The sequence below is a fragment of the Mycetohabitans sp. B2 genome (genome assembly GCF_021733735.1).
GTDB lineage: Bacteria > Pseudomonadota > Gammaproteobacteria > Burkholderiales > Burkholderiaceae > Mycetohabitans > Mycetohabitans rhizoxinica.
The window spans coordinates 182,869-205,359 of record NZ_JAHKSP010000047.1 but is presented as its reverse complement, the minus strand read 5'-3'; the positions used below and the strand labels follow the sequence as shown (position 1 = coordinate 205,359).

Sequence of the window (22,491 nt, the reverse complement as noted above, 5' to 3'; positions counted from 1 at the left end):
TGCGCATCAAGCAGATTATGCAAACACGCGTGCACTACGGCTATCGTCGGGTGCATATGATGCTGCGCCGGGAAGGCTGGCGCGACAATCACATGCTGTAATTGTCTCTGTGACTTACTTTGGAGGCGGACATGGAAACGTATGTGGGTCTCGATGTGTCCCAAAAGGTTACGGTAATCTGCGTTGCCTGGAACAATTTATTCGCACAGTCTTATGCCTATCCGCCATTGTAAGTGGGAGACTGTGTCCGGGCTTTCAAGGGGCTGTTCTAAACTTTAGCTGTGCAGAAAAACTGCAAAGTATCATGCGCGGGCGGCGCGAAGCGAGCCGATGGGGCGGCTGAGCATGGAGCAACCCTAACGGCTTGCCTTCAGACAAGCCGAATCAGGCTAGGGTACTTTGCAATCATCGCATCGTGCGTTACAAGCGGTACGCCTTCGGCAACGGCCTGCGCGATCAAAATCCGATCGAACGGATCGCGATGGATGGGCGGTAGATGTTCGAGTTCCAACGCGTGCGCAGTCACGATCGGCAGTTCCTCGTAGCCAACGTCAAGCAGACTGCGACGCAGCACGCGCGGCTCGACCTGAAAATCGGCGCGGGCCAGGCCGCGTTTAATCACAATCTCCCACAGGCTCGCGACGCTAAAGAGCGGTGTGCAGGCCGGATCATCGAGCAGCGCGCGCGCTGCGGCCGGCAGTTCGGGTGCGGCGGCGGCCGCCCACAGGATTAGGTGGGTATCCAACAGCACCTTCATTCAGCGTTACCGTCAAACAACTGTTCAATGTCTGCAGCGCCCATCGTGTCGAAGTCAGCCGGCACGCTAATCTGTCCCTTCAGGAAGCCGATTCGACTGCGATGAACAGGTGCCGGGAGATCAAGTGGCACGACTTTGACCAGAGGCTTGCCGGCTTTGGCGATCACAAACGGTTCACCGCCGTGCACCGCTTGATCAATGAGTCGCGACAGGTGTGTCTTGGCGTCGTGAATGTTGTATGTATGCATAATCGCCCATTTAAACTAAACTAAGTTCAGTTGGTTTAGTTTAAATGGGCGATTAGGTTGCGTCAAGCACTTGTAGTAATGGATTTATGAGCATTGTGCGAACATTATGCGCGCAAGCAATCTAGGCAGCGCCCTACCCGCTATCGGCTACGGACAGGCTCGCTATCCCAGTCGGTGCGCTGCTTCGTCGGCTCGTGCCGCTTCGCGTTCAACAAAGCACTGGCTAACAGTGAAAGGGAAGCCACCGCACCCTTTGCAAAAGGGGTAGCCGTATTTCTTGGTTAAAGACACGAGGCGACATTGATGCGGAAACCCGTATTTTGCGGTTGGCCAACGATACGCGATGCCGACGACGGCCATGGGCGTCCACTCGGTCACCTGGGCGGTGCCGGTCAGACCCGCCAGCGCCAGCAACGCGATGGTGAAGGCATTGAGCGGCTTGCGCACTGACGCAGCGGTAATGGCCATCTGAATTACAAACGCTTTTTCTCGATAAACTCAATCTTGTAGCCGTCAGGATCTTCGACGAAGGCGATCACCGTGGTGCCATGCTTCATCGGGCCTGCCTCGCGCGTGACCTTACCGCCCTTGGCGCGCACCGCGTCGCACGCCTCGCGTGCGTTGTCCACGGCAATCGCGAGATGGCCGAAGCCGGTGCCCGGCTCATAGGCCGAGGTGTCCCAATTATGGGTCAACTCGATTACCGTATGGTCGTCCTCGTTGCCGTAGCCGACGAACGCAAGCGTGAAGCGGCCTTCCGGATAGTCATGCTTGCGCAGCAACTGCATGCCCATCACGTTCGTGTAGAAGTCCAGCGATCGCTCCAGGTTGCCGACTCGAAGCATTGTATGAAGAAGGCGCATGACGAAATCCTTGAAATGTCGATGGCGTTGCGAGGGGCGCGATAACAGCGTCATACTACGGCTGGCACGGCGCGATACGGCGGGAATTTTAACTCGTGCGGCACGGCTTTGCGCAATGCAGGCAAACGCGCGGGTGAGCCTCACAGCGTGGGCAGTAACTCCATCGGATGGTTTTTCAGCGAACTGCGCGCCTCGCGGAATTCCGGGAAGATCGACGCGACCGTATCCCAGAAACGTGAACTGTGGTTCATTTCACGCAAATGCGCGAGTTCGTGCGCGACGACATAGTCGATGATCGACAGCGGAAAATGGATTAAGCGCCAGTTCAGCCGGATTTTGCCGTCGCTCGAGCAGCTTCCCCAACGGGTTGCCGCCGATGACAGCGCATACGCACTATGTCGCACGCCGAGGCGTTGCGCATAGATGTCGAGTCGCTCGCCGAACAGGCGTCGGGCTTCCTGCTGCAGCCAGCCCTGTACGCGATCCTTGATCTGCTGCGCGTGCGCATCCGGTGGCAAGCCCAGCTCGAGCACGGCCCGTTCGGGGTCATGCCGCAGCGTGCCGCTTGACGACGTGATGGCGATGGTCAACGGCTTGCCCAGGTAGGGCAAGGTCGCTCCATCAGTCCAGACGATCCGCGGCAGCGCGCGTTGTTCCGTGCGTGTTTGCCATTCGGCCAGCTTGGCGAAGATCCAGCGCTGCTTGTCGGCGAGCGCCGCTTCGATATCGGCCAGTGTGGCCCAGCGTGGTGCGGTAACAGCCAGTCCGTTGCCGTCGATCGAGAATCCGATGGTGCGCCGCGCGGAACGCTTGAGCCGATAATCGAGTCGGTGCGAGCCGAGGGACACGCAGCGCAGCCTGCTGCTGTCCGGCAACCGAGTCTCGTTGCGCGGCGTGGCGCCCGTCGGCAGCGATGGCGCCGGCGTCGCGCTCGTCGGTTTAGAAGATGGACGCAACGGCGGCAACAGCGCGGCAAGCGGCTCCACTGGCGCTTGCAACGATGGCAACGGCGCGGCAATCGGCTCCACCGGCGCTTGCAACGGCGCCGACGGTGGTGGCATCGATTCGGCGCCGGGCCTGGGTGAGCAGGCGCCGCCGACGGGCGCCGCGGAGGCGGGCCGCGGCTCGGCCGGGACTTCGACGGATAGGACTGGCAACGCGTTGCCGCTGTCGAACAGCGGCAGGTCGAGTTGGCCCGAATCGAGTGAATCGAGTGCCGCGCGGCGCGGCAAGGGCGCGTGAGCCATAGCTATCGGGTTCGAAGGGGTGTCGCTGCACGGGTCGCTGGCTACCGTATCGAAGCGTGCTCAGACCGCCTCGGACGACGACGCGCGTTTGGCATACACCGGCGTTTCGTCCTGCGCAGGATACGCATGCGGATCGATGCGGCGCATCTCGGTTTCGATCCATTCCTCGACGCGCGCCATGACTTCGTCAGCGTTTAGGTTGCGGGTGTCGATGGGCTTGCCGATCGACACTGTGACTATACCTGGAAATTTCAGAAAGGCGTTGCGCGGCCACACGTGTCCGGCGTTGTGCGCGATCGGCACCACCGGCACCCCGGTAGCGATCGCAAAGCGCGTGCCGCCAGTCTTGTATTTGCCACGCTGGCCCACCGGCACCCGTGTGCCTTCCGGGAACATGATCACCCATGAACCCTCGGCCATCCGTTCCTTGCCCTGTCGAATCAGCGACGTGAACGCTCTGTGCCCTTTGTTGCGGTCGACGTGCACCATCTTCAGCATCCCGAGGGCCCAGCCAAAAAATGGCACGTATAGCAACTCACGCTTGAAAACATAGCACAACGGACGCGGCATGATCGCCGGAAAGGCCAGCGTTTCCCACGCGGACTGGTGCTTGGGCAGCAGGACGGCCGGGCCATCGGGCAGATTGTCCAGGCCTTCGATGCGCCAGCTCACGCCGACCAAGTGCCGCAGCATCCACAGCGTCGAGCGGCACCAGCCGACGGCCATCTTATAGCGCCGGTTTGCGTTCAGAAACGGGAACGCAATGAAGCAGGCGCATGCATACGGGATCGTGTAAACGATCAAATAAATGAAGAACAGTGTCGAGCGAATCACGTGCATGATGGTGCGATATAAGGCCTTGGACGGTGCGAGGCGCGTCGGCTCAGTTGGCCTCGGCGGCAAGGAAGTCGAGCGCGAATGCATGCAAGTCCGCATAGACTGTCGTGCCTGCCGGCAGATGGCCCGCATCCAGCGTTTGCTGGCCTTTGCCGGTCAGCACCAGGTGACAGCTGAATCCCAGCGCCGCGCCAGCTTGCAGGTCGCGCAGCGAATCGCCGACCACCGGCGTGCTGGCAGCATCGATCTCGAAGCGCCGGATGATCTGCGCGAGCAGGCCGGGTTTCGGTTTGCGGCAATCGCAATGGTCGGTGGGCGTATGCGGACAGAAGAAGATGGCATCGACCCGCCCGCCCAGCGCTGCCAGATTGCGATGCATCTTCTCGTGTATCTCGTTGAGCGTGGCCATGTCGAACAGGCCGCGACCGATGCCCGACTGGTTGCTCGCGATCACGACGCGGTAGCCCGCCTGGTTCAGCCGCGCGATTGCCTCGAGGCTGCCCGGGATCGGGATCCACTCGTCGGGTGACTTGATGAACGCGTCGGAGTCGTGGTTGACGACGCCGTCACGATCGAGGATCACGAGTTTCTTTTGCATTGTCCATTCACGCCGTTCGCCAGGAAAGAAAATCGGCCGTCACTCATGCCGCAAGCTTCGAGATATCGGCCACGCAGTGCATCAACTCGTGCAGCCGTGCCAATAAGCCCAACCGGTTCGCCCGCAATGCCGCATCGTCGGCATTGACCATCACGTCGTTGAAAAACGTATCGACCGCGTTGCGCAACGAGGCGAGCGCCGACAGCGCCCCTGTGTAGTCGCGTGAGCCTAGCCGACCCTGCACGGTCGGTGTGACGTTGTGCAACTGCTCGAACAGCGCCCGTTCCGCCGGCTCCACCAACAGCTTCGTCTCGACGTGCTGGGCCGCGCCGTCGGATTTTTTCAGGATGTTCGTGATCCGCTTGTTGGCCGCCGCCAGCGATGCGGCCTCGGGCAACGTGGCAAATTCGCGTACCGCGTCGAGTCGGCCGGTGATGTCGTCGATGCGGGTCGGATTTTGGCTCAGTACCGCGTCCACCTCGTTCGCGTCGTAGCCGCGCTCGCGCAACAGACCGCGTAGCCGGTCGATAAAGAAACCGTGCAACGCGCTGGTGGGATCGGCAACTTGCGGCTGGGCCGCGAATTGGGCGTACGCATGCCGCAATAAATCTATCAAGTCCAGCGGCAGCTGCTTTTCGAGCACGATGCGTAGCACGCCGAGCGCGTGTCGGCGCAGCGCGAATGGGTCCTTCTCGCCGGTCGGCTGCAGGCCGATGCCCCAGATGCCCACCAGCGTCTCGAGCTTATCGGCGAGCGCGACCGCGGTGCTAATTGCGGTGGAGGGTAGCGCGTCGCCGGCAAAACGCGGCCGGTAGTGCTCCGAGCACGCCAGCGCGATATCGTCGGGCTCGCCGTCGTGGCGTGCGTAGTAGGTGCCCATTGTGCCCTGCAATTCCGGGAACTCGCCCACCATGTCGGTGAGTAGGTCCGCCTTGGCCAGCCGCGCGGCGCGCGCTGCCCGCTGCGCGTCGACGCCGACGCCGGGCGCGATCACCGCCGCCAGCGCCTCGAGCCGCTCGACGCGCTGCAACTGGGAGCCCAGCTTGTTGTGGTACACGACATTGGCCAGCAGCGGCACGCGTTGCTCGAGCGTCTTTTTCTGGTCTTGCTCGAAGAAGAACTTCGCGTCGGCCAGCCGTGGGCGCACGACGCGCTCGTTACCCAGCACGATCTGCTGCGGCGTGTCGGTTTGCACGTTCGACACGACCAGGAAGCGTGAGCGCAACTTGCCGCCGGCGTCGGTCAGCGCGAAATACTTCTGGTTCGTCTGCATCGTCAGGATCAGGCATTCCTGTGGCACTTGCAAGAACGCGTCATCGAAACGGCATTCGTAGACGATCGGCCATTCGACCAGCGCATTGACTTCGTCGAGCAGTGCCTCGGGCATCAGTACATGGTCTGCGCCCGCGCGCTCGAGCAGTTGTGCGCGGATCGCCTCCTTGCGTGCCTGCATGCTGGCGATGACCTTGCCACGCTGCTCGAGCGTGCGCGCATAGTCGTGCGCATGCAGGATCGCGACGTGGCCCTCGGACAGGAACCGGTGGCCGAGCGTGACCGCGTCCGCATCCAATCCGAGCGCCGAGACCGGCACGATACGGTCCGCATGCAGCGCAACGAGCCGGTGCGCTGGGCGCACGAACTGCACGTTTGTGCCGTCCGGCCGCTGGTACGTCATGACCTTCGGGATCGGCAGTTTGGCGAGGGTTTCGTCCAGTGCGGCCTGCAGACCGTCTTCCAACGTCACGCCCGGTGCGGCGTAATTCAGGAAGAACGCCTCGGTCTTGCCGTCCATCGCGCGCTCCAGCTGCGTGAGCGGCATGTCCGGAAAGCCCAGGGCGGCGAGTTTTTTGGCTAACGGCGCGCTCGGCTGCCCGTTGGCGTCGAGTGCCACGGAAACTGGCAGGACTTTTTCGCGCACCTGGCGCTGCGGTGCCACCGCGCGCACGTTACGGATCGTGACCGCCAGCCGACGCGGCGTGCCGAACGGCTCGAACGAAGGTGAGCCGCCGTCGGCGACGTCGATTAGGTCACGCGCGGCGAGCCGCTCAACCAGACCGTTGGCAAAGGCATTGGACAAGCGGGCGAGCGCCTTCGGCGGCAACTCTTCGGTCAGCAGTTCGACGAGCAGGGTGGATGGTTGACTCATTGGAATGGCTTCTCTTCTGTCGTCTCAGGCGTCGTCCTCGAGCTTGCGCTCGACCTTCAGCGGCGGCACCCAATCGGGGCGGGCAGCCTCTTGCTCAGCGGTGACGGTGCCGCGCGCATGCGCGCCGGCCGCCTCGCCCAGCATCGGGAAGCCAAGTGCCTCCCGCGAATCGTAGTACGCCTGCGCAACCAGCCGCGATAGCGCGCGGATGCGGCCAATGTACGCGGCGCGCTCCGTCACGGAGATCGCCCCGCGGGCATCGAGCAGGTTGAACGTATGCGCGGCCTTCAGGATCAACTCGTAGGCTGGCAGCGCGAGCCGTTGCTCGATAATGCGCCGGGCCTCGCTCTCATACGCGTTGAAGAACGTGAACAGCAACTCGGCGTTCGAGTGCTCGAAGTTGTACGTCGATTGCTCGACCTCGTTCTGGTGAAATACGTCGCCGTAGGTCAGCCGGCGTAGCACCTTGCCGTCCGGGCCGTCCTCTTCCCATTCGGTCCATACCAGATCGAACACGTTCTCGACCTGCTGGAGATACATGGCCAGACGCTCGATGCCGTACGTGATCTCGCCGAGCACCGGCTTGCAATCGAGCCCGCCGACTTGCTGGAAGTACGTGAACTGCGTGACCTCCATGCCGTTGAGCCACACTTCCCACCCCAAACCCCAAGCGCCCAGCGTCGGGTTCTCCCAGTCATCTTCGACAAAGCGCACATCGTTTTGCTTCAGATCCAGTCCGAGCGCTTGTAGTGAGCCCAAGTACAAATCCAGGATATTCTCCGGCGCCGGCTTGAGGACCACCTGGTACTGGTAGTAGTGTTGCATCCGGTTGGGATTCTCGCCGTAGCGGCCGTCCTTGGGGCGCCGCGACGGCTGCACATAGGCAGCGCGCCACGGCTCCGGACCGATCGCGCGCAGGAACGTCGCGGTGTGCGACGTGCCCGCGCCGACTTCCATGTCGTACGGTTGCAGGAGCGCGCAGCCCTGTTTGTCCCAGTAGGACTGCAGGGTCAGGATGATTTGCTGGAACGTGAGCATGAAATGCCTTTCAGGCGAAGCGTCTGGTCGTGCGCACCGGCACACGCCGCCGCCCCGGGGCAGGAAAAGTGCTAAAGGGTGAGATTTTAGCGGAAAAGGGCGCGAGACCGATCGCTTTGCCGCGTACCGTGGTCGCCGTTGATGATGCCCCTCTTCCATATACAGTACTTGACCGCATCCCAACACATCCGAGCGCACAAGATTTTGTAATGCGAGTTTAGGATCTTCGCTTTTATTCGCATGCGCGGCCAGCGCTGGAGCGGCGTCCCATCCCCAACCCGATTGCCAGCCCGACCAGCGATATGACCAATACAGTGATATTGCCGGCTACGATGTAGGGCGTCATGCCACTGCGGCCTTGCACGCGTACGTCAAGGGCGCCCACTGTGAAGCGACGCAATTGGGCCTTGACCGAGCCGTGCGCATCGATCAGCGCGGTGGCGCCCGTGTTGGTGGCGCGCAGCATCGGCCGCCCGGTCTCGAGCGCGCGCATCCGTGCCATCTGCAGGTGCTGGTCCAGTGCGATCGTATTGCCGAACCAACCGAGGTTTGTCGAGTTGACCAGCACACTGGCGGGTTCCGACTGGCCGCGCAGCGTACGGGCGAGTGCTTCGCCGAAAATGTCCTCGTAGCAGATATTCGGCGCGATCGGCTGCCCGTGTACGATGAACGGCGGCTGTATTGAGCCGCCGCGCGAGAAGTCGCCCAATGGCATCTTCATCATGTCGACGAACCATCGGAAGCCCCACGGGATGAACTCGCCGAATGGCACCAAATGATGCTTGTCGTACCGGTACAGAACCGGCGATCCCGGCGTGATCCCGTACAGCGCGTTGGTCAAATCCTTCGGCCCGTTTTCGGTCATCGTTGCGCCGACAGCACCGAACAGGACCGACGTGTGCGTGGCGTCCACGAAGCGCCGTACCGCCGTGCCGAACTCGGGCGGCGCTTCATACAGCGGCAATGGAATTGCGGTTTCGGGCGTCACGACCAGATCGGCCGGCTTTTCCGTGATGAGCTGCTGGTACAGTGCAATGGCGTGATGCATGCCGACCGGGTCGAATTTCATGCTCTGCTCGATGTTGCCTTGAAGCAGGCGCACTGACAGTGCGGGCCCGCTCGACTGGGTCCACGTCACGCGTGCGAGCAGCATGCCGCAAGCGAGCAGCCCCGCAGCGACGGCGGCGGGCGCGAGCCACGTGGCCACGCGCGCCCCACTCATACGCATGGCTGCCTGTATGAACAACGCGCCGACGAGCGCGAGGACCCAGCCGACCCCGTAGACGCCGACGAGCGGCGCGAAGCCGGCTAGCGGACCGTCAACTTGCGCATACCCGCTTGCAAGCCACGGAAAGCCAGTGAAGACGGTCCCGCGCAACCATTCGCCCAATGCCCATGCGCAGGCGAACGCCACGCTCGCATGCCAACTAGGCGTAAATATCGCGCATTGCCCGCGCGGTGCGCGACATAAATGCCATAGTCCAGCCGAAAACGCCGGATAAAGGGCTAGATAGAGCGAGAGCAGCACGACGGCGGCACCGGCCATGAGCGCGGGCATGTCACCATAGAAGTGCATGCTTACATACAACCACCACACCCCGCTGACGAATTGACCGAAACCGAATGCGCCACCGGTGAGCAACGCGCCGCGCAGCGTGCGGGTGCGCGAAACGAGCCAGAACGCACAGGCAAAGATCGCTAACTCAAGCCAGCCGCCGTGTGGCGTGGGCGCGAACGCAAGCGTATTCAGCGCGCCGATTGTGCCTGCCAGCGTCAAATGCAGCACCGTCGCACGACGGCTGCGTGACGCATGTTGCAACGGCGGGAAACCAGACGAGGCAGCGCGCGGCGCGGGATCGGCGATCGGCTTATCGACCATCTGTCGGTATAGGAAAGACGTGCGTGGGTGCTGCCCTGGGCTCAATGATCATCGCGGTCGCGGCCCGCGAGCGCGCCGGCTGGCACGTGCTTGGCAAGCAGCATATGGACCTGTCGCGCGTCGCCACGCAGGATCTCAAACACGAAATCGTCGATGCGCACTTTTTCGCCACGGTGCGGCACGCGGCCGAAGCGGTGCGTGACCAAGCCGCCGATCGTGTCGACCTCGTCATCGCAGTAGTGCGTGCCGAACGTCTCATTGAACTGCTCGATCTCGGTCAGCGCACGTACCCGGTAGCGGCCGTCCGGCGTCGCGATGATGTTGCCTTCCTCTTCGTCGAAGTCATATTCGTCCTCGATGTCACCGACGATCTGCTCGAGTACGTCCTCGATGGTGATCAAACCGGCGACACCGCCGTATTCGTCGACGACGATCGCAATATGGTTGTGGTTCGCACGAAAGTCGTGCAACAGCACGTTCAGGCGTTTGGACTCGGGGATGAACACGGCGGGGCGCAACATGCCACGCACGTCGAATTCCTCTTCCGCGTAGTAGCGCAGCAGGTCCTTCGCGAGCAGGATGCCGATCACGTTGTCTCGGTTGCCATCGTACACTGGGTAGCGCGAGTGCGCCTTCTCCAGCACAAATGGAATGAACTGATCGGGGCTGTCGGCGATGTTGATCGCATCCATCTGCGCCCGGGGCACCATGATGTCGCGGGCGCACAGGTCAGCGACCTGGAACACGCCTTCGATCATCGACAGCGAATCGGCGTCGATCAGGTTGCGTGCGTGCGCGTCCTGCAGGATTTCGAGCAACTCCGCACGGGATTCCGGCTCGGGCGAGATGAGATCGGTCAAGCGCTCCAGCAGCGAGCGCGGTTTGTCTGGATGTTTCGAGTGACTTTTCCGACTGGGATACGGGTCGTTCATGTTCAAGCGTCCCGCGGGACCGGACGCGCGATGGAGGTAATCAAAGGATACACTAACCGGAATGCGCATCTGTGACGCCGCGCACGATGGCGGTTGTGGCTGGCCGCACGCCCTCGCCCGAGCAGCGCTCAAGCATTTTCTCGAGCGCGACATCGGGGATGCCGTTCGCCCGCAGCGCCTCGACGGTGCGCGCGACGTAGTCGTGGGTGGTGCCGTAGCGGCCGCTTGCCCGGGCGAGCACGATACGCATGACGTCGTCCGACACGCGGCCAGCATAGGTTGCTGCTTCGCGGCGCATCACGAATGCCAGCGCGCGTACATCGCGCCCGTCATCGAGCATGCAGCGCAGCCACGCGGGACGGTACGAGCCCATCGACATTTCACGCCGCCACAGCACCTGCAGGTGCGGCATCGCACTGTGCCCATCGAGCCGGAACGCAATGCCCGGGCAGCAGCCGCCACGGTCTAGCGCGAGCACCAGGCCGGGCAGTTCGGGCGTGCCACGGTTCACCCGCGACCACAGATACAGGCCCCGGTGATAGCCCATCACGCGTGCCCGGCACGATTCAACTGTCGGCAGACCAGGATTCCAAATCAACGATCCATAGCCGAACAGCCACAAATCGCTCGCCCGGTCCCAATGCACCAGCGTATGCTCGATCGATGCCGCCAGTTCCGCGTCCGTCAACAGTCGTGCGTCGCCGCCGATTGTGGGCGGATAACCCGGTACCGCCTCAGGCGGCACGGCACTGGTGCGCGCGACCGGTGTGCGCGGGCACGGCGGCGCCGGCGCATCGTGCTCGCGTTCGTCAGGTTCGGCGTGGTCGCCACGTTCGTCTTGCATCATTCTCGGTAGGCTTTGGCTTGCTCAGCCCTGTTGCGCGTACGGGTCCGGATAGCCGAGCCGCGCCAGAATATCGGTTTCAATCGACTCCATCTCCCGCGCCTGCTCGTCATCCTCGTGATCGTAACCCTGCGCGTGCAGCACGCCATGCACGATCAGGTGCGCGTAGTGTGCATCCAACGGCTTGTGTTGCTCGCGCGCCTCGCTTTCGACCACCGGGCAACAGAGCACTAGGTCGCCACTGACCGGCTCATTGTCCGATTCCCCGTACGCGAACGTGAGCACGTTCGTTGGGTAGTCCTTGCCGCGATAGCTACGGTTCAGCGCGCGGCCTTCTTGCTCGTCGACGAAACGGATCGTCAATTCAGCGGGCGCGAAGAGCGCGGCGCGGACCCAACCGGCGATCCTGGCGCGTGGCAGCAACGCCTTGTGGGCGGCGAACGCCCTGGCCGGGAACTGCACGCTGAGCGTGAGCTTCGGAGCACGGGGCGCGTTCATGCCGAATGCGCGCCGTCCGGATGGCGCTTGGCGTGTGCATCGTAGGCCTCGACGATGCGTGCGACCAGCGGATGCCGCACCACGTCGGCACTGGTGAAATGCGTCAGTGCGATGCCGCGCACGTTATGCAGTACCTGTTGTGCCTCCACCAGTCCGCTCTTGTTGCCCCGTGGCAGGTCGATCTGCGTGATGTCGCCGGTGATCACCGCCTTGGACCCGAAGCCGATGCGCGTGAGGAACATCTTCATCTGCTCGGGCGTGGTGTTCTGCGCCTCGTCCAAGATGATGAACGCGTGATTCAGCGTGCGCCCGCGCATGTACGCGAGCGGCGCGATCTCGATCATCTGACGCTCAAACATCTTGGCCGTCTTATCAAAGCCGAGCAGATCGTATAGCGCGTCGTACAACGGGCGCAGGTACGGGTCAACCTTCTGCGCGAGGTCGCCGGGCAGGAAGCCGAGCCGCTCGCCCGCCTCGACTGCCGGACGCGTCAACACGATCCGCTTGACCTGGTCTCGTTCCAGCGCGTCAACCGCGCAGGCGACCGCCAGGTACGTCTTGCCGGTGCCAGCTGGTCCGACCCCGAACGTCACATCGTGCTGCAGGATCTGCTTCAAGTAATCGCGCTGCGTCGGCGTGCGTCCGCGCAGGTCGGCGCGCCGCGTGTACAGCGTTGGCCCGCGTTCGTCGTCGGGCAGGTCGGCGGCGGCTGATCCGTCGAAGGGATGGTCGGGATCGCCGCGCAGGCGCAACGGCGCTGCCTCGTCCAGCGTCGCGTCGGCGCGTGCAGCCGGCTGCAGGCCGGCGCCTTCGGCACCCGCCGCGCGGGCGCTGCCGCGGTTGGCGGCGTGGCCCGGGGCGCGTGCCGGGTGCTCGGCACTGTAGCGCGCCTCGACCAGCGCGAGTTGAATATCGTCGACGGACAGCGGATCGCGCGCGAGATTGTAGAAGTTCTCCAGTGCGGTTAGAGCGACTTTCGCGGCGCGGCCGCGAACCGTGATTCGGTGGCCGCGCCGCGACAGTGTCACATCGAGCGCCTGCTCGATCTGGCGCAGGTTTTCGTCGAGCGGACCGCACAGGTTCGCCAGTCGCGTGTTGTCGTCGCGAGGCGCGGTGAATTCGAGCGTGGGCAGGGGTGTCTTCAAGATGCGTGAGAATGGGCGCCGGTCAATGCGTGCTTGCCGGCGTTAGCGCGAGCTCCCCGCGCAGGGAATGCGGATAGGCGTGGACAATTTCGACATCGACCATCTGGCCGAGCAGGCGGGCGTGCGGAGCCTGCGGCGCCGGGAAGTTCACCACGCGGTTGTTTTCAGTGCGTCCGGCTAACTCGTTCGGATCCTTGCGGGCCGAGCGCTCGACCAGGATGCGCTGCACGGTGCCGACCATCGATTCGCTAATCTTTGCCGCGTGCGCTTCGATTGCGGCCTGCAATTGCTGAAGCCGCGCAAGCTTCACGTCGCGCGGCGTGTCATCATGCAGGGTCGCGGCCGGCGTGCCGGGGCGCGGACTGAAAATGAATGAGAAGCTGGTGTCGTATTGCACTTCGTCGATTAGCTTCATCGTCTTGGCATGGTCGTCGTCGGTCTCACCGGGGAAACCGACGATAAAGTCGGTCGATAACGAGAGCTGCGGCCGGATCGCGCGCAGCCGTCGCACGATCGACTTATATTCGAGGACCGTATAGCCGCGCTTCATCGCCATCAGGATTCGGTCCGAGCCGTGCTGTACCGGCAGGTGCAGGTGGCTCACCAGCTTGGGCACGCTTTGGTACGTATCGATCAGCCGTTGCGAGAATTCCTTCGGGTGCGACGTTGTGTAGCGGATCCGCTCGATCCCCGGAATCTCCGCGACGTACTCGATCAGCGTCGAGAAATCCGCGATCTCGGCGGCGCCGGCGCTGATCGCGCCCCGATAGGCGTTCACGTTCTGCCCGAGCAGCGTGACCTCGCGCACGCCCTGGTCCGCCAGGCCAGCCACCTCAGTTAGCACGTCGTCCAGCGGGCGGGATACTTCTTCACCGCGCGTGTACGGCACGACGCAATAGCTACAGTACTTGCTGCAGCCTTCCATGATCGAGACGAACGCGGTGGGGCCTTCGACGCGCGGCGGCGGTAGATTGTCGAATTTCTCGATCTCCGGGAACGAGATGTCGACTTGCGCGTGGCCGCTCGCGCGCCGCGCATCGATCATCGCGGGTAGCCGATGCAGCGTCTGCGGGCCGAACACGAGATCGACGTAGGGCGCGCGCGCGACAATCGCCGCGCCTTCCTGGCTGGCGACGCAGCCACCGACGCCGATCAGCAGGTCGGGGCGCACCTGCTTGAGTTCGCGCACCCGGCCCAGGTCGGAAAAGACCTTTTCCTGCGCCTTTTCGCGAATCGAGCAGGTGTTGAACAGGATGACGTCCGCGTCTTCCGGGGAGTCGGTTTTGATAAGACCTTCAGCCGCGCCAAGCACGTCGACCATCTTGTCGGAATCGTACTCGTTCATTTGGCAGCCAAAAGTCTTTATGTAGACTTTTTTAGGCATAGTGTCGCCGTTCGCAGTCGTTTATCTGGGGGCGGGGGAAAGCCAGAATTATACGCCTAGCTGGTGACATCCCTCATGTTGGCGAAGGTGTGGGCAAAACGATCCACTAGAAAGTCGAGCAGCAAGCGCAGCCGCGGCGGTAAGTACCTGTTGCGTGCGGTGGGCGACCGCGTTCAGCGGCGCCAGATAACCGTGCCATGCCAGGCATCACGATTCGCAGGCGGGGCCCGCGCACATGTCGCTGGCAATGTCCCAGATCGACTTGTACGCGATGTCATAGCCACGCTGCCGTTGCTCTGGCAGCGGTCACGACAGTATTCGCGTGGAGTATCGTCGCTTTTGCCACTGTGCTGTCGCTGCAAATGCGCGTGGTCGAGAAGGCGCACGTGGCGCTGAATCTCGCCTCCACACTCAATATCGGGGCGTGCAGCCTCGGCAATGCGGGTGTGGCATGGCTTGGTGGTGGGGTGGTCATCCACGGCAGCGGTTTTGATCGCGCTGCCGTGGACCGCCGCAGCCGTTGCACTGGTGGCGCTCGCGGTGACGCTGCTCGCCGCCGGCGTCAAGCACCACGCCGCGCGTACTGGCCGCGCGCGCACGTGCGACGGCGCGGCGCCCGGTCGCGCCGGCTAGCAGGTGCTCGAGCTAAGCGCTGCGGACATTGGGATCGACGCGCCGGTGCCCGGCCGCTCCAGTGCGCGCCGGAAATCGACCAATTCCTCGATTGTCAGCATCGGCAGCCGATGCTGCGTGGCGAAACGCTCGACATCGTCACCGCGCATCATCGTGCCGTCTGGATTCATGAGTTCGCACAGCACGCCGGCCGGTTTCAGCCCGGCCAGCCAGCATAAGTCGACCGTTCCTTCGGTGTGGCCACGGCGTGCGAGCACGCCGCCGGGTTGCGCACGCAACGGAAACACGTGCCCCGGACGAACGATGTCGGTCGGCTTGGCCTGGTCCGCGATGGCCGCGCGAATCGTGGTCAGCCGGTCGGCCGCCGAGACGCCGGTGCTCACGCCGTCACGTGCTTCGATCGATACGGTGAATGCGGTGCCGTGGCGGCTTTGGTTGGCCGACACCATCTGCGGCAGCGCAAGCTGGCGAATCTTCGTATCCGGCAGGCACAGGCACACGATGCCGCTGCATTCGCGGATCAACAGCGCCATCGTCTCGATCGTAAGCTTTTCGGCCGCGATGACCAGGTCGGCCTCGTTCTCGCGATTGAAGTCATCCTGCAGCACGACAGGACGCCCGTCGCGCATCGCCTGCAACGCGGCGGCGATGCGCGACGGGATCGCGTGTGGATCGGCGTGATAACGGGGGTACAGAACCGAGCCTGTCGGCGGCTCGAACAACGGTGTGGGTTTCGACATGAAACGCTCCTCGCAAGGTTGGGCGAAAAACGTTTCAGGGCAACGGCTGGCAAGAGACAACCGAAGGAAGACCGACACGGGCAGCTGCCCGCACGGCGAACTGGCCGTGTGCGCGCTGTCGGCGTCGTGCCCTCACATCTTCTCTCATCCGGACTATGACCGTCGGCTCTGGCATCGCACCAGATCTGCTGACCCGACGCGGCGTTTGCACGACGCATCGGCGCTCGCGGGCTCGTCGCGCGCCGGCCGAAGGACCGGTGCGCGGCATACCGCCGGTGGGGACTTTCACCCCGCCCTGAAGACGCATTGACGTGCCACCGCGCATCGGTTCGATGACGCACGAGCGGCATCCGGGAGCATACAACAACCCGCGGCGTTGTGCCGCGCGCGAGGCGGCAGCCATGCGTTTGCTCGACATGCAAGGACAGCGGGATTTGCCAACACAGTGCGGTTCATGACGCTGCATCGGCCCACGCCTTCGCGGCACGAATCGCGCGATGCCACGCTGCCAGCCCCCGTTCGACGTCCTCGGCGCGTGCGTGGCGCACGAAACGCCGGTCCATTTGCCATTGCTGCTGTAGCTCAGCAATATCGTTCCAGTAACCGACCGCGAGTCCGGCCAGATAGGCGGCACCCAACGCGGTTGTTTCCTGGATTTGAGGCCGGACCACGTCCACGCCGAGCAGGTCGGCTTGGATCTGCATTAGCAGGTTGTTTTCCACCGCGCCCCCGTCCACGCGAAGCTCGCCGATGCGCAGTCCAGCGTCTGCTTCCATCGCGCGGACCACGTCGATCGACTGGTACGCGATCGCTTCAAGGGCCGCCCGGGCAAGATGGCCGGCCTGCGTGCCGCGCGTGATGCCGAACACGGTGCCCCGCGCGTTGGCGTTCCAGTGCGGTGCACCCAGCCCGGCGAAAGCGGGCACGATGGTCACGCCGTCCGTATGCTCGACCGAGCGCGCCAGCGCTTCGATGTCCCGTGCGTGCCGGATGATGCCCAGTTCATCGCGCAGCCATTGTACGAGTGCCCCGGCGATGAAAATACTCCCTTCCAGCGCGTACGTTACCTGGTTGCCGATCTGCCATGCGATCGTGGTCACAAGGTTGTTGCGCGATTCGATTGGCTGCTCGCCCGTGTTCATCACTAGGAAGCAGCCGGTGCCGTAGGTGTTCTTGACCATGCCGGCACCCGTGCACATCTGGCCGAACAGCGCGGCGTGCTGATCGCCGGCCACACCGGCGAGCGGAATGGTTGCGTTAAACAGGCTTGTCTGTGTGTCGGCGTAGATTTGCGAGGACTGGTACACCTCGGGCAGCATCGAGCGAGGGATGTCGAACAGCGCTAGCAGCGCATCGTCCCACTGCAGCGTATGGATATTGAACAGCATCGTGCGTGACGCGTTGGTTGCGTCTGTCACGTGCAACTGGCGTGCGCTCAGGTTCCACATCAGCCAACTGTCGACGGTGCCGAAGGCGAGCTTGCCCTGCGCCGCCTTGGCGCGTGCGCCATCGACATGGTCCAGGATCCAGCGGATCTTGGTGGCGGAAAAATAAGCATCGATCGGCAGGCCGGTCTTTTCGCGCACCGTCGTTTCCAGGCCGCGCGCCTTCAGCTCGTTGCACAAGCCGGCGGTGCGGCGATCCTGCCACACGATCGCATTGTAGACCGGCTCGCCAGTATCGCGGTCCCAGACGATCGTGGTTTCGCGTTGATTTGTGATGCCGATCGCGGCGATCGACGCGGCACTGAGCCCAGCTCCGACCACGGCTTCGGCGGCGACGCCGGCCTGGGTCGACCACATTTCGCGCGGATCGTGCTCGACCCAGCCCGGCTGCGGATAGATCTGGCGGAATTCCTTCTGCGATACGGACACGACATGTCCGCCGTGATCGAACACAATCGCGCGCGAACTGGTGGTGCCCTGGTCGAGTGCAAGAAGGTAGCGGTCGGTCATTGGCGTCTCCTCGAGCTTTCTATTGCCCGCGGCGCCAGGCCGCTGGCCAGGTTACACGTGAACCGCGCGGGCGAGGCGCGCATTGGGTTCGGCAGCGGCATGCGCATCGCCGCCGAATCGCTCGAACCAGGCCCGCACGTTGCCTACTGCCTGGGCGTCCAGTCGTAAGCCAACTTTGGAGCGGCGCCACAGCACGTCGTCCGCGCTGCACGCCCATTCCTCGTCACGCAAGTAGCGCAATTCGGCTTCATACAAGCCAGGTGCAATTTCCGCGCCCAGGTCGGACAGCCCTTTCGCGCCGCGCAGCAACCGCTCGACGCGCGTGCCATACGCGTGCGCGTAGCGCAGTGCAAGCGAGTCGGGCAGCCACCGATGACGCGCCGCGAATTGCTCGGCGAACGCCGCAAAGTTCGAGCCGGCGATATCGCCGCCGGGCAGGGGCGCATCGTGAGTCCAGGCCGGTTGCGTGATTGCCAGCGGCCCGCTGAGGCGGTCCAGCGCTTCTTCGGCGAGCTTGCGGAACGTCGTGATCTTGCCACCGAACACCGATAGGATCGGCGCCTGCCCCGGGGGCATGTCCAGGTCCAAGCGGTAGTCGCGCGTGACTGCCGACGCAGCGGCGCTTTCGTCGTTCTCCAGTAGCGGGCGAACCCCCGCGTACGTCCATACCACGTCGGTACGCGCGATCGAGCGCTTGAAATAGCGGTTCACCGATTCGCACAGGTACGCGACTTCGCTCTCGTCGATCTGCACGCGCGAGGCGTCGTCATGGTATTCGACGTCGGTCGTGCCGATCAGCGTAAAGTCTTTCTGATAGGGAATCGCGAAGATGATGCGCTTGTCGGGGTTCTGGAAGATATACGCGAAATCATGATCGAACAGCTTGCGTGTAACGATGTGACTGCCCTTGACGAGTCGGACACGATGCTGCGCGCCCAGCTTCAACGTGTCGGTCAGCAACTCGCCGACCCACGGACCCGCGGCATTGGCGATGGCGCGCGCGCGAACCTGTTGCAGCCGTCCGTCGCGTGAACGCAGTTGCGCGTCCCACGACGAGCCGCTGCGCTGTGCGCTCACCAGCCGCGTGCGCGTTAAGATTGTCGCGCCGCGAAGCTGCGCGTCGAGCGCGTTGAGCACGACCAGGCGCGCATCGTCGACCCAGCCGTCCGAATAGACGAAGCCGCGCGTGATCGAGTCCACCAGCGGCGTGCCGCACGGATGGGTGCGCAAGTCGATGCCTTCTGAGCCGGGTAGCATCTCGCGCCGGGCGAGGTGGTCGTACAAGAACAGCCCGGCGCGGATTAGCCATGCCGGGCGCAGGTGCGGCATGTGCGGCATCACGAAACGCAACGGGCGAATGATGTGCGGCGCGGCGCGTAGCAGAACTTCGCGCTCTTGTAGCGCTTTCCTGACCAGTCCGAACTCGTAGTATTCGAGATAGCGCAGCCCGCCATGGATCAGCTTCGTGCTGGCCGAGGACGTGTGCGCCGCAAGGTCGTCTTGCTCGCATAGCAGCACCTTTAGTCCACGCCCTGTCGCGTCTCGCGCAATGCCCGCGCCATTGATGCCGCCGCCGACGACCAGTAGATCGTAGTGATCCGTTTTGTCCACCTTATCCCTCCGAATGTCACGGCACCGCTGCGCGGTCCGCGCGCTGTGTCCTTGCCTATGCGCGTTTAACAACATTAAATGTTCGTAAACGAAAATTTAGCGAATAAACTTAAAAGTATCAAGAAATTAAAATAGGTGACAGAACGATGGGCGCCCGGGCAACGGAAGAGATGTTCGGCACACATGCCTAGCCGCCGCGTGATGTTTGATGCTGGGAGGGTGCTTGGCCGCCGAGTGATGTTCGACGCTGGGAGGGTGCCCAGTCGCCGGGTGATGTTTGATGCTGGGAGGGTGCCTGACCGCCGGGTGATGTTCGACGTTGGAATGGTGCCCAGCCGCCGGATGGTGTCCGACGCTGGGGTGGTGTTCAGCCACTGGGTGATGTGAGCCGCTGGCGTGGCGAGTTGGGCGTCACCGAAATGATGCCCCAGTGGCTGTGTTTACGGTCCTCGACGCTCGGGCGCGCCCGTGGCAGCGCTGGCGGCGAGGCGGGTGCCGTGCTGAAGCATGCGCGCGCGGCGCTTCTGGTACAGCGCAGCAAAGCTCCATGTGATCTCGCGGGTTAGCCGTGCATCCAGTGCCGTAGACACGGTATCGCGGTTCACCGATCCGCCCGTATAAGTCTTGCCTTCCTCGTGTGTCGCATTGAAGCGGTAGCTGAAGCGCTCGTCGAGCCCGAAACGGCTGCCAAAGTCGGCATGCTCGCGCCATATGTTATCCGAGCCGTAGCCGATGTCCACGCTGCGCACGGGCGTGTCAGTAGGCTTCTTGGTGACGTGGTTGACGATCCCGCCGGGGGCGGCGAAGCCCTGCATGAAGCCAGCTAGCCCCTTTTGCAGTTCGATGCGCTCCAGTTGCTCGTAGGGCAGTGTAATGCCGTAGCTGATGAACGGCATCCCATCGATCCGATAGCCGTTTTGCCAATCGATCTGCAGGCCGCGCGCGGACAAATAGCTGGCCTACGCACTATAGGCATCGTTGTTCTCCAGAGAACCGGCTCAGCGATCATGGCGAACCCTTCGGCAACGGGCGCCGAATCGGCTGACAGGCCCGGGTGGGCAGGCTTCCTGGCGCTCGCGGTATGCGTGGCGGCCACGCGCACCATGAACCCCGGGAATTTGCATTCTAGTCGAGCATTGCAGCGTTGCAACTTGCGGCGCACCATCGAAAGTGATTGACAAGCAAACCGGGCGACGGCGCTCATGCAATCGTGAAATGCTTGTGGCGCGCGTTGCCGTGTTTAACCGGCGACGTGAACGTCGGTGCTCGCCGCCAGAATGACCTCTGCCATCTCACTGGGTGTCGGCGCGTCGGTGAACAGCGCGTCGACCTGGCTCAAATGGCCAAGGCGCACCAGCGCGGGGCGCCCGAACTTCGAATGGTCCGCCACCAGGAACACGCTGCGTGCGTGCTCGATAATGGCCTCTGCCACCCTAACCTCGCGTGTATCGAAGTCGCGCAGCGTGCCGTCCAGTTCGATGCTCGAGATGCCGATTAACGCATAGTCAACCTTGAATTGGCGGATGAAATCGATCGCCATCTCGCCGACCACGCCCTGGTCCCACGGACGGACGATGCCACCGGTGACGAGCACCTCGCATTCGGCATAGCCGCTCATGACCGCCGCGACGTTCAAGTTGTTGGTGATCACGCGCAGGCCGCGATGGCGATTTAGCGCACGCGCCACTTCCTCGGTCGTTGTGCCCAGATTGATGAACAGTGACGCCTGGTCTGGAATATGGCTGGCGGCGAGTGCGGCGATGCGCCGCTTCTCCTCGTGGAACATGCGTTGGCGCGCGGTGTACGACACGTTTTCCGAACTGGTGGGCAACGTGACTCCGCCATGGTGGCGGCGCAGCAAATTCATTTCGGCGAGCCAGTTCACGTCGCGCCGGATCGTCTGCGGCGTGACGTGAAAGCGTGCAGCAAGGTTCTCGACAGTGACGAAGCCTTCGTGCTGAACGCAATCGAGCAATTCCTGCTGGCGTGCATTCAACGTGATGCGCAGGTCTGGGGTCATGTTCTTGTCAGCATGGTCGCGAAGCGGTCCGGTTCCGCGTATTGTAAAGGCCCGCACACGATATATAGCGATTGTTCTTTTTGACACGGGCTATCGGAACTGCCTGGGCGAATGCCCGGTCTGTTCCAGGTCAGCAGAGTCGGGCGCGGCACGTTAAACTGCAACCGATACTACGTAGGTCATGCAGAAGTCGCGAACCGATACCCGGATCAAGGACTGCGAGCAGGGGCGCAGGCATGCCGGGGCGCAGGCTTCGGAGGAAAAAATGCAAACCGACACTCAAACTGTGTTGCCGTGGCGTATCGAGGATATCGATTTGTCGCGGATCGATCGTTCGCGCGCCGCTGTGAACGAGGATTTGCTGCTGCTGTTATGCGCGGCGTCGTTTATTGAAAGCGGCTCGGATTTGTATACCAGTAACCTCAGCGCGTTCTTCGATGGCGACCCAGAAGTGTCCGGTTGGCTGAACCAGCATTGGGAACACGAGGAGTTGCAGCACGGCCGCGCGCTGAAGGCCTATATCAATTATGTTTGGCCAGAGTTCGATTGGGATCTGGCATTTGAACATTTTTTTGATGAGTATTCGAAAACGTGCTCGCTGGAAGAGTTCGAAAAGACCCGGGCGCTGGAAATGGTCGCACGCTGTGTGGTGGAGACCGGTACGGCCACGTTGTATCGTGCGATCAACGAGTGCTCAGACGAGCCGGTGCTCAAGCAGATCACTGACAACATTCGTAGTGACGAGGTGCGGCATTACAAGTACTTTTTCAGGTTTTTCAAGAAGTACAACCAGATCGAGGGTAATGGCCGCCTTGCGGTGCTCGGCGCGCTGATGCGCCGCGTGATGGAAATCAAGAACGAAGATTCAGAGATCGCGTTGCGACATGTGTTTGCGGTCAGATATCCTGCGCAGGTTCGCAACAGCGCCTACATGCGGGAAAAGGTGGCGCGCGTGAACACACTGGTACGCAGGCACATGTCGGCCGACATGTGCGTGAAGATGCTGCTCAAGCCGCTCGACCTGCCTGCGAAGATCCAACCCGGCGTGCATTATCCGCTGGCCAAGATCACGCAGCACGTGTTCTTTCGCTAGCTAGTACGGCGGCGCTTAGTTGA

Annotated in this window: 20 protein-coding genes, 2 pseudogenes and 1 riboswitch; of the genes and pseudogenes, 2 read left to right on the top strand and 20 right to left on the bottom strand. The window is 62.9% G+C overall.

What is annotated here, in order from left to right; genetic code table 11:
- Nucleotides 1–370: 370 nt before the first annotated feature.
- From KPG66_RS10885 to miaB, 15 genes are all read right to left on the bottom strand, one after another.
- A complete protein-coding gene (locus tag KPG66_RS10885; RefSeq protein ID WP_237070876.1) occupies nt 371–757 on the bottom strand; it encodes a type II toxin-antitoxin system VapC family toxin in 387 nt (128 codons plus the stop codon).
- Complete coding sequence (locus tag KPG66_RS10880) at nt 754–1,005, bottom strand: type II toxin-antitoxin system Phd/YefM family antitoxin (protein WP_237070875.1); 252 nt, start codon at nt 1,003–1,005, stop codon at nt 754–756. The genes KPG66_RS10885 and KPG66_RS10880 overlap by 4 nt, the downstream gene beginning before the upstream one ends.
- A 162-nt stretch (nt 1,006–1,167) precedes the next feature.
- On the bottom strand, nt 1,168–1,452 hold the full coding sequence (locus KPG66_RS10875) for a hypothetical protein (protein WP_237070874.1): 285 nt from the start codon (nt 1,450–1,452) through the stop codon (nt 1,168–1,170).
- 26 nt (nt 1,453–1,478) lie between these two features.
- The gene (gene gloA, locus KPG66_RS10870; RefSeq protein WP_237070873.1) at nt 1,479–1,868 is read right to left on the bottom strand and encodes a lactoylglutathione lyase; all 390 of its coding nucleotides are present in this window, start codon (nt 1,866–1,868) and stop codon (nt 1,479–1,481) included.
- A gap of 140 nt (nt 1,869–2,008) precedes the next feature.
- On the bottom strand, nt 2,009–3,115 hold the full coding sequence (locus tag KPG66_RS10865; RefSeq protein WP_442929428.1) for a YgjP-like metallopeptidase domain-containing protein: 1,107 nt from the start codon (nt 3,113–3,115) through the stop codon (nt 2,009–2,011).
- Between the two features lie 60 nt (nt 3,116–3,175).
- Nucleotides 3,176–3,955, bottom strand: a complete 780-nt coding sequence (locus tag KPG66_RS10860; RefSeq protein ID WP_041753830.1) for a lysophospholipid acyltransferase family protein — start codon at nt 3,953–3,955, stop codon at nt 3,176–3,178.
- A gap of 43 nt (nt 3,956–3,998) precedes the next feature.
- Entirely contained in the window at nt 3,999–4,550 is a 552-nt protein-coding gene (gene gmhB / locus KPG66_RS10855) for a D-glycero-beta-D-manno-heptose 1,7-bisphosphate 7-phosphatase (protein ID WP_237070872.1), read from the bottom strand.
- A gap of 43 nt (nt 4,551–4,593) precedes the next feature.
- Entirely contained in the window at nt 4,594–6,696 is a 2,103-nt protein-coding gene (glyS, locus tag KPG66_RS10850; RefSeq protein ID WP_237070871.1) for a glycine--tRNA ligase subunit beta, read from the bottom strand.
- A 24-nt stretch (nt 6,697–6,720) separates the two neighbouring features.
- Nucleotides 6,721–7,734 (bottom strand): glycine--tRNA ligase subunit alpha, encoded by a 1,014-nt coding sequence (gene glyQ / locus KPG66_RS10845; protein WP_237070870.1) that lies wholly within the window; start codon nt 7,732–7,734, stop codon nt 6,721–6,723.
- Between the two features lie 232 nt (nt 7,735–7,966).
- The gene (gene lnt / locus KPG66_RS10840; protein WP_237070869.1) at nt 7,967–9,613 is read right to left on the bottom strand and encodes an apolipoprotein N-acyltransferase; all 1,647 of its coding nucleotides are present in this window, start codon (nt 9,611–9,613) and stop codon (nt 7,967–7,969) included.
- Nucleotides 9,614–9,654: 41 nt separating this feature from the next.
- Nucleotides 9,655–10,545: an HlyC/CorC family transporter gene (locus KPG66_RS10835; protein ID WP_041753829.1), complete on the bottom strand. Its 891-nt coding sequence runs from the start codon at nt 10,543–10,545 to the stop codon at nt 9,655–9,657.
- A 52-nt stretch (nt 10,546–10,597) separates the two neighbouring features.
- The gene (locus KPG66_RS10830) at nt 10,598–11,392 is read right to left on the bottom strand and encodes a gamma-glutamylcyclotransferase (RefSeq protein ID WP_237070868.1); all 795 of its coding nucleotides are present in this window, start codon (nt 11,390–11,392) and stop codon (nt 10,598–10,600) included.
- Nucleotides 11,393–11,413: 21 nt separating this feature from the next.
- Complete coding sequence (gene ybeY / locus KPG66_RS10825) at nt 11,414–11,887, bottom strand: rRNA maturation RNase YbeY (RefSeq protein ID WP_013436217.1); 474 nt, start codon at nt 11,885–11,887, stop codon at nt 11,414–11,416.
- Nucleotides 11,884–13,032 (bottom strand): PhoH family protein, encoded by a 1,149-nt coding sequence (locus KPG66_RS10820; RefSeq protein ID WP_013436216.1) that lies wholly within the window; start codon nt 13,030–13,032, stop codon nt 11,884–11,886. Before KPG66_RS10820 ends, ybeY begins: the two co-directional genes overlap by 4 nt.
- A gap of 22 nt (nt 13,033–13,054) precedes the next feature.
- Nucleotides 13,055–14,416, bottom strand: coding sequence for a tRNA (N6-isopentenyl adenosine(37)-C2)-methylthiotransferase MiaB (gene miaB / locus KPG66_RS10815; protein WP_237070867.1), 1,362 nt, complete (start codon nt 14,414–14,416; stop codon nt 13,055–13,057).
- Between the two features lie 299 nt (nt 14,417–14,715).
- Here miaB and KPG66_RS10810 point away from each other — a divergent pair.
- Nucleotides 14,716–15,049 (top strand): annotated as a pseudogene (locus tag KPG66_RS10810) (MFS transporter); the annotation flags it as partial.
- Here the strand turns inward: KPG66_RS10810 and ribB are convergent.
- From ribB to KPG66_RS10785, 5 genes and pseudogenes are all read right to left on the bottom strand, one after another.
- Nucleotides 15,046–15,789, bottom strand: coding sequence for a 3,4-dihydroxy-2-butanone-4-phosphate synthase (gene ribB, locus KPG66_RS10805; RefSeq protein WP_083813467.1), 744 nt, complete (start codon nt 15,787–15,789; stop codon nt 15,046–15,048). The pseudogene KPG66_RS10810 and the gene ribB sit on opposite strands and share 4 nt — an antisense overlap.
- A gap of 132 nt (nt 15,790–15,921) precedes the next feature.
- Nucleotides 15,922–16,096, bottom strand: a riboswitch (FMN riboswitch).
- A 145-nt stretch (nt 16,097–16,241) separates the two neighbouring features.
- On the bottom strand, nt 16,242–17,744 hold the full coding sequence (gene glpK, locus KPG66_RS10800; RefSeq protein WP_237070866.1) for a glycerol kinase GlpK: 1,503 nt from the start codon (nt 17,742–17,744) through the stop codon (nt 16,242–16,244).
- A 51-nt stretch (nt 17,745–17,795) separates the two neighbouring features.
- Nucleotides 17,796–19,355, bottom strand: a complete 1,560-nt coding sequence (gene glpD, locus KPG66_RS10795; RefSeq protein ID WP_237070865.1) for a glycerol-3-phosphate dehydrogenase — start codon at nt 19,353–19,355, stop codon at nt 17,796–17,798.
- 515 nt (nt 19,356–19,870) lie between these two features.
- Nucleotides 19,871–20,341: pseudogene (locus KPG66_RS10790) on the bottom strand (TonB-dependent receptor plug domain-containing protein); the annotation flags it as partial.
- Between the two features lie 254 nt (nt 20,342–20,595).
- On the bottom strand, nt 20,596–21,375 hold the full coding sequence (locus KPG66_RS10785; protein WP_041753827.1) for a DeoR/GlpR family DNA-binding transcription regulator: 780 nt from the start codon (nt 21,373–21,375) through the stop codon (nt 20,596–20,598).
- Between the two features lie 265 nt (nt 21,376–21,640).
- On the opposite strand from KPG66_RS10785, the gene KPG66_RS10780 reads away from it, so the two are divergent.
- The gene (locus KPG66_RS10780) at nt 21,641–22,468 is read left to right on the top strand and encodes a ferritin-like domain-containing protein (RefSeq protein WP_041754473.1); all 828 of its coding nucleotides are present in this window, start codon (nt 21,641–21,643) and stop codon (nt 22,466–22,468) included.
- Nucleotides 22,469–22,491: the final 23 nt, after the last annotated feature.

Excerpts from the sequence above, each read along its gene's own strand:
- KPG66_RS10885 (WP_237070876.1), bottom strand. The coding sequence starts at position 757 with ATGAAGGTGCTGTTGGATACCCACCTAATCCTGTGGGCGGCCGCCGCC.
- KPG66_RS10880 (WP_237070875.1), bottom strand. The coding sequence starts at position 1,005 with ATGCATACATACAACATTCACGACGCCAAGACACACCTGTCGCGACTC.
- gloA (WP_237070873.1), bottom strand. The coding sequence starts at position 1,868 with ATGCGCCTTCTTCATACAATGCTTCGAGTCGGCAACCTGGAGCGATCG.
- KPG66_RS10865 (WP_442929428.1), bottom strand. The coding sequence starts at position 3,115 with ATGGCTCACGCGCCCTTGCCGCGCCGCGCGGCACTCGATTCACTCGAT.
- KPG66_RS10860 (WP_041753830.1), bottom strand. The coding sequence starts at position 3,955 with ATGCACGTGATTCGCTCGACACTGTTCTTCATTTATTTGATCGTTTAC.
- gmhB (WP_237070872.1), bottom strand. The coding sequence starts at position 4,550 with ATGCAAAAGAAACTCGTGATCCTCGATCGTGACGGCGTCGTCAACCAC.
- glyS (WP_237070871.1), bottom strand. The coding sequence starts at position 6,696 with ATGAGTCAACCATCCACCCTGCTCGTCGAACTGCTGACCGAAGAGTTG.
- glyQ (WP_237070870.1), bottom strand. The coding sequence starts at position 7,734 with ATGCTCACGTTCCAGCAAATCATCCTGACCCTGCAGTCCTACTGGGAC.
- lnt (WP_237070869.1), bottom strand. The coding sequence starts at position 9,613 with ATGGTCGATAAGCCGATCGCCGATCCCGCGCCGCGCGCTGCCTCGTCT.
- KPG66_RS10835 (WP_041753829.1), bottom strand. The coding sequence starts at position 10,545 with ATGAACGACCCGTATCCCAGTCGGAAAAGTCACTCGAAACATCCAGAC.
- KPG66_RS10830 (WP_237070868.1), bottom strand. The coding sequence starts at position 11,392 with ATGATGCAAGACGAACGTGGCGACCACGCCGAACCTGACGAACGCGAG.
- ybeY (WP_013436217.1), bottom strand. The coding sequence starts at position 11,887 with ATGAACGCGCCCCGTGCTCCGAAGCTCACGCTCAGCGTGCAGTTCCCG.
- miaB (WP_237070867.1), bottom strand. The coding sequence starts at position 14,416 with ATGCCTAAAAAAGTCTACATAAAGACTTTTGGCTGCCAAATGAACGAG.
- ribB (WP_083813467.1), bottom strand. The coding sequence starts at position 15,789 with ATGTCGAAACCCACACCGTTGTTCGAGCCGCCGACAGGCTCGGTTCTG.
- glpK (WP_237070866.1), bottom strand. The coding sequence starts at position 17,744 with ATGACCGACCGCTACCTTCTTGCACTCGACCAGGGCACCACCAGTTCG.
- KPG66_RS10785 (WP_041753827.1), bottom strand. The coding sequence starts at position 21,375 with ATGACCCCAGACCTGCGCATCACGTTGAATGCACGCCAGCAGGAATTG.
- KPG66_RS10780 (WP_041754473.1), top strand. The coding sequence starts at position 21,641 with ATGCAAACCGACACTCAAACTGTGTTGCCGTGGCGTATCGAGGATATC.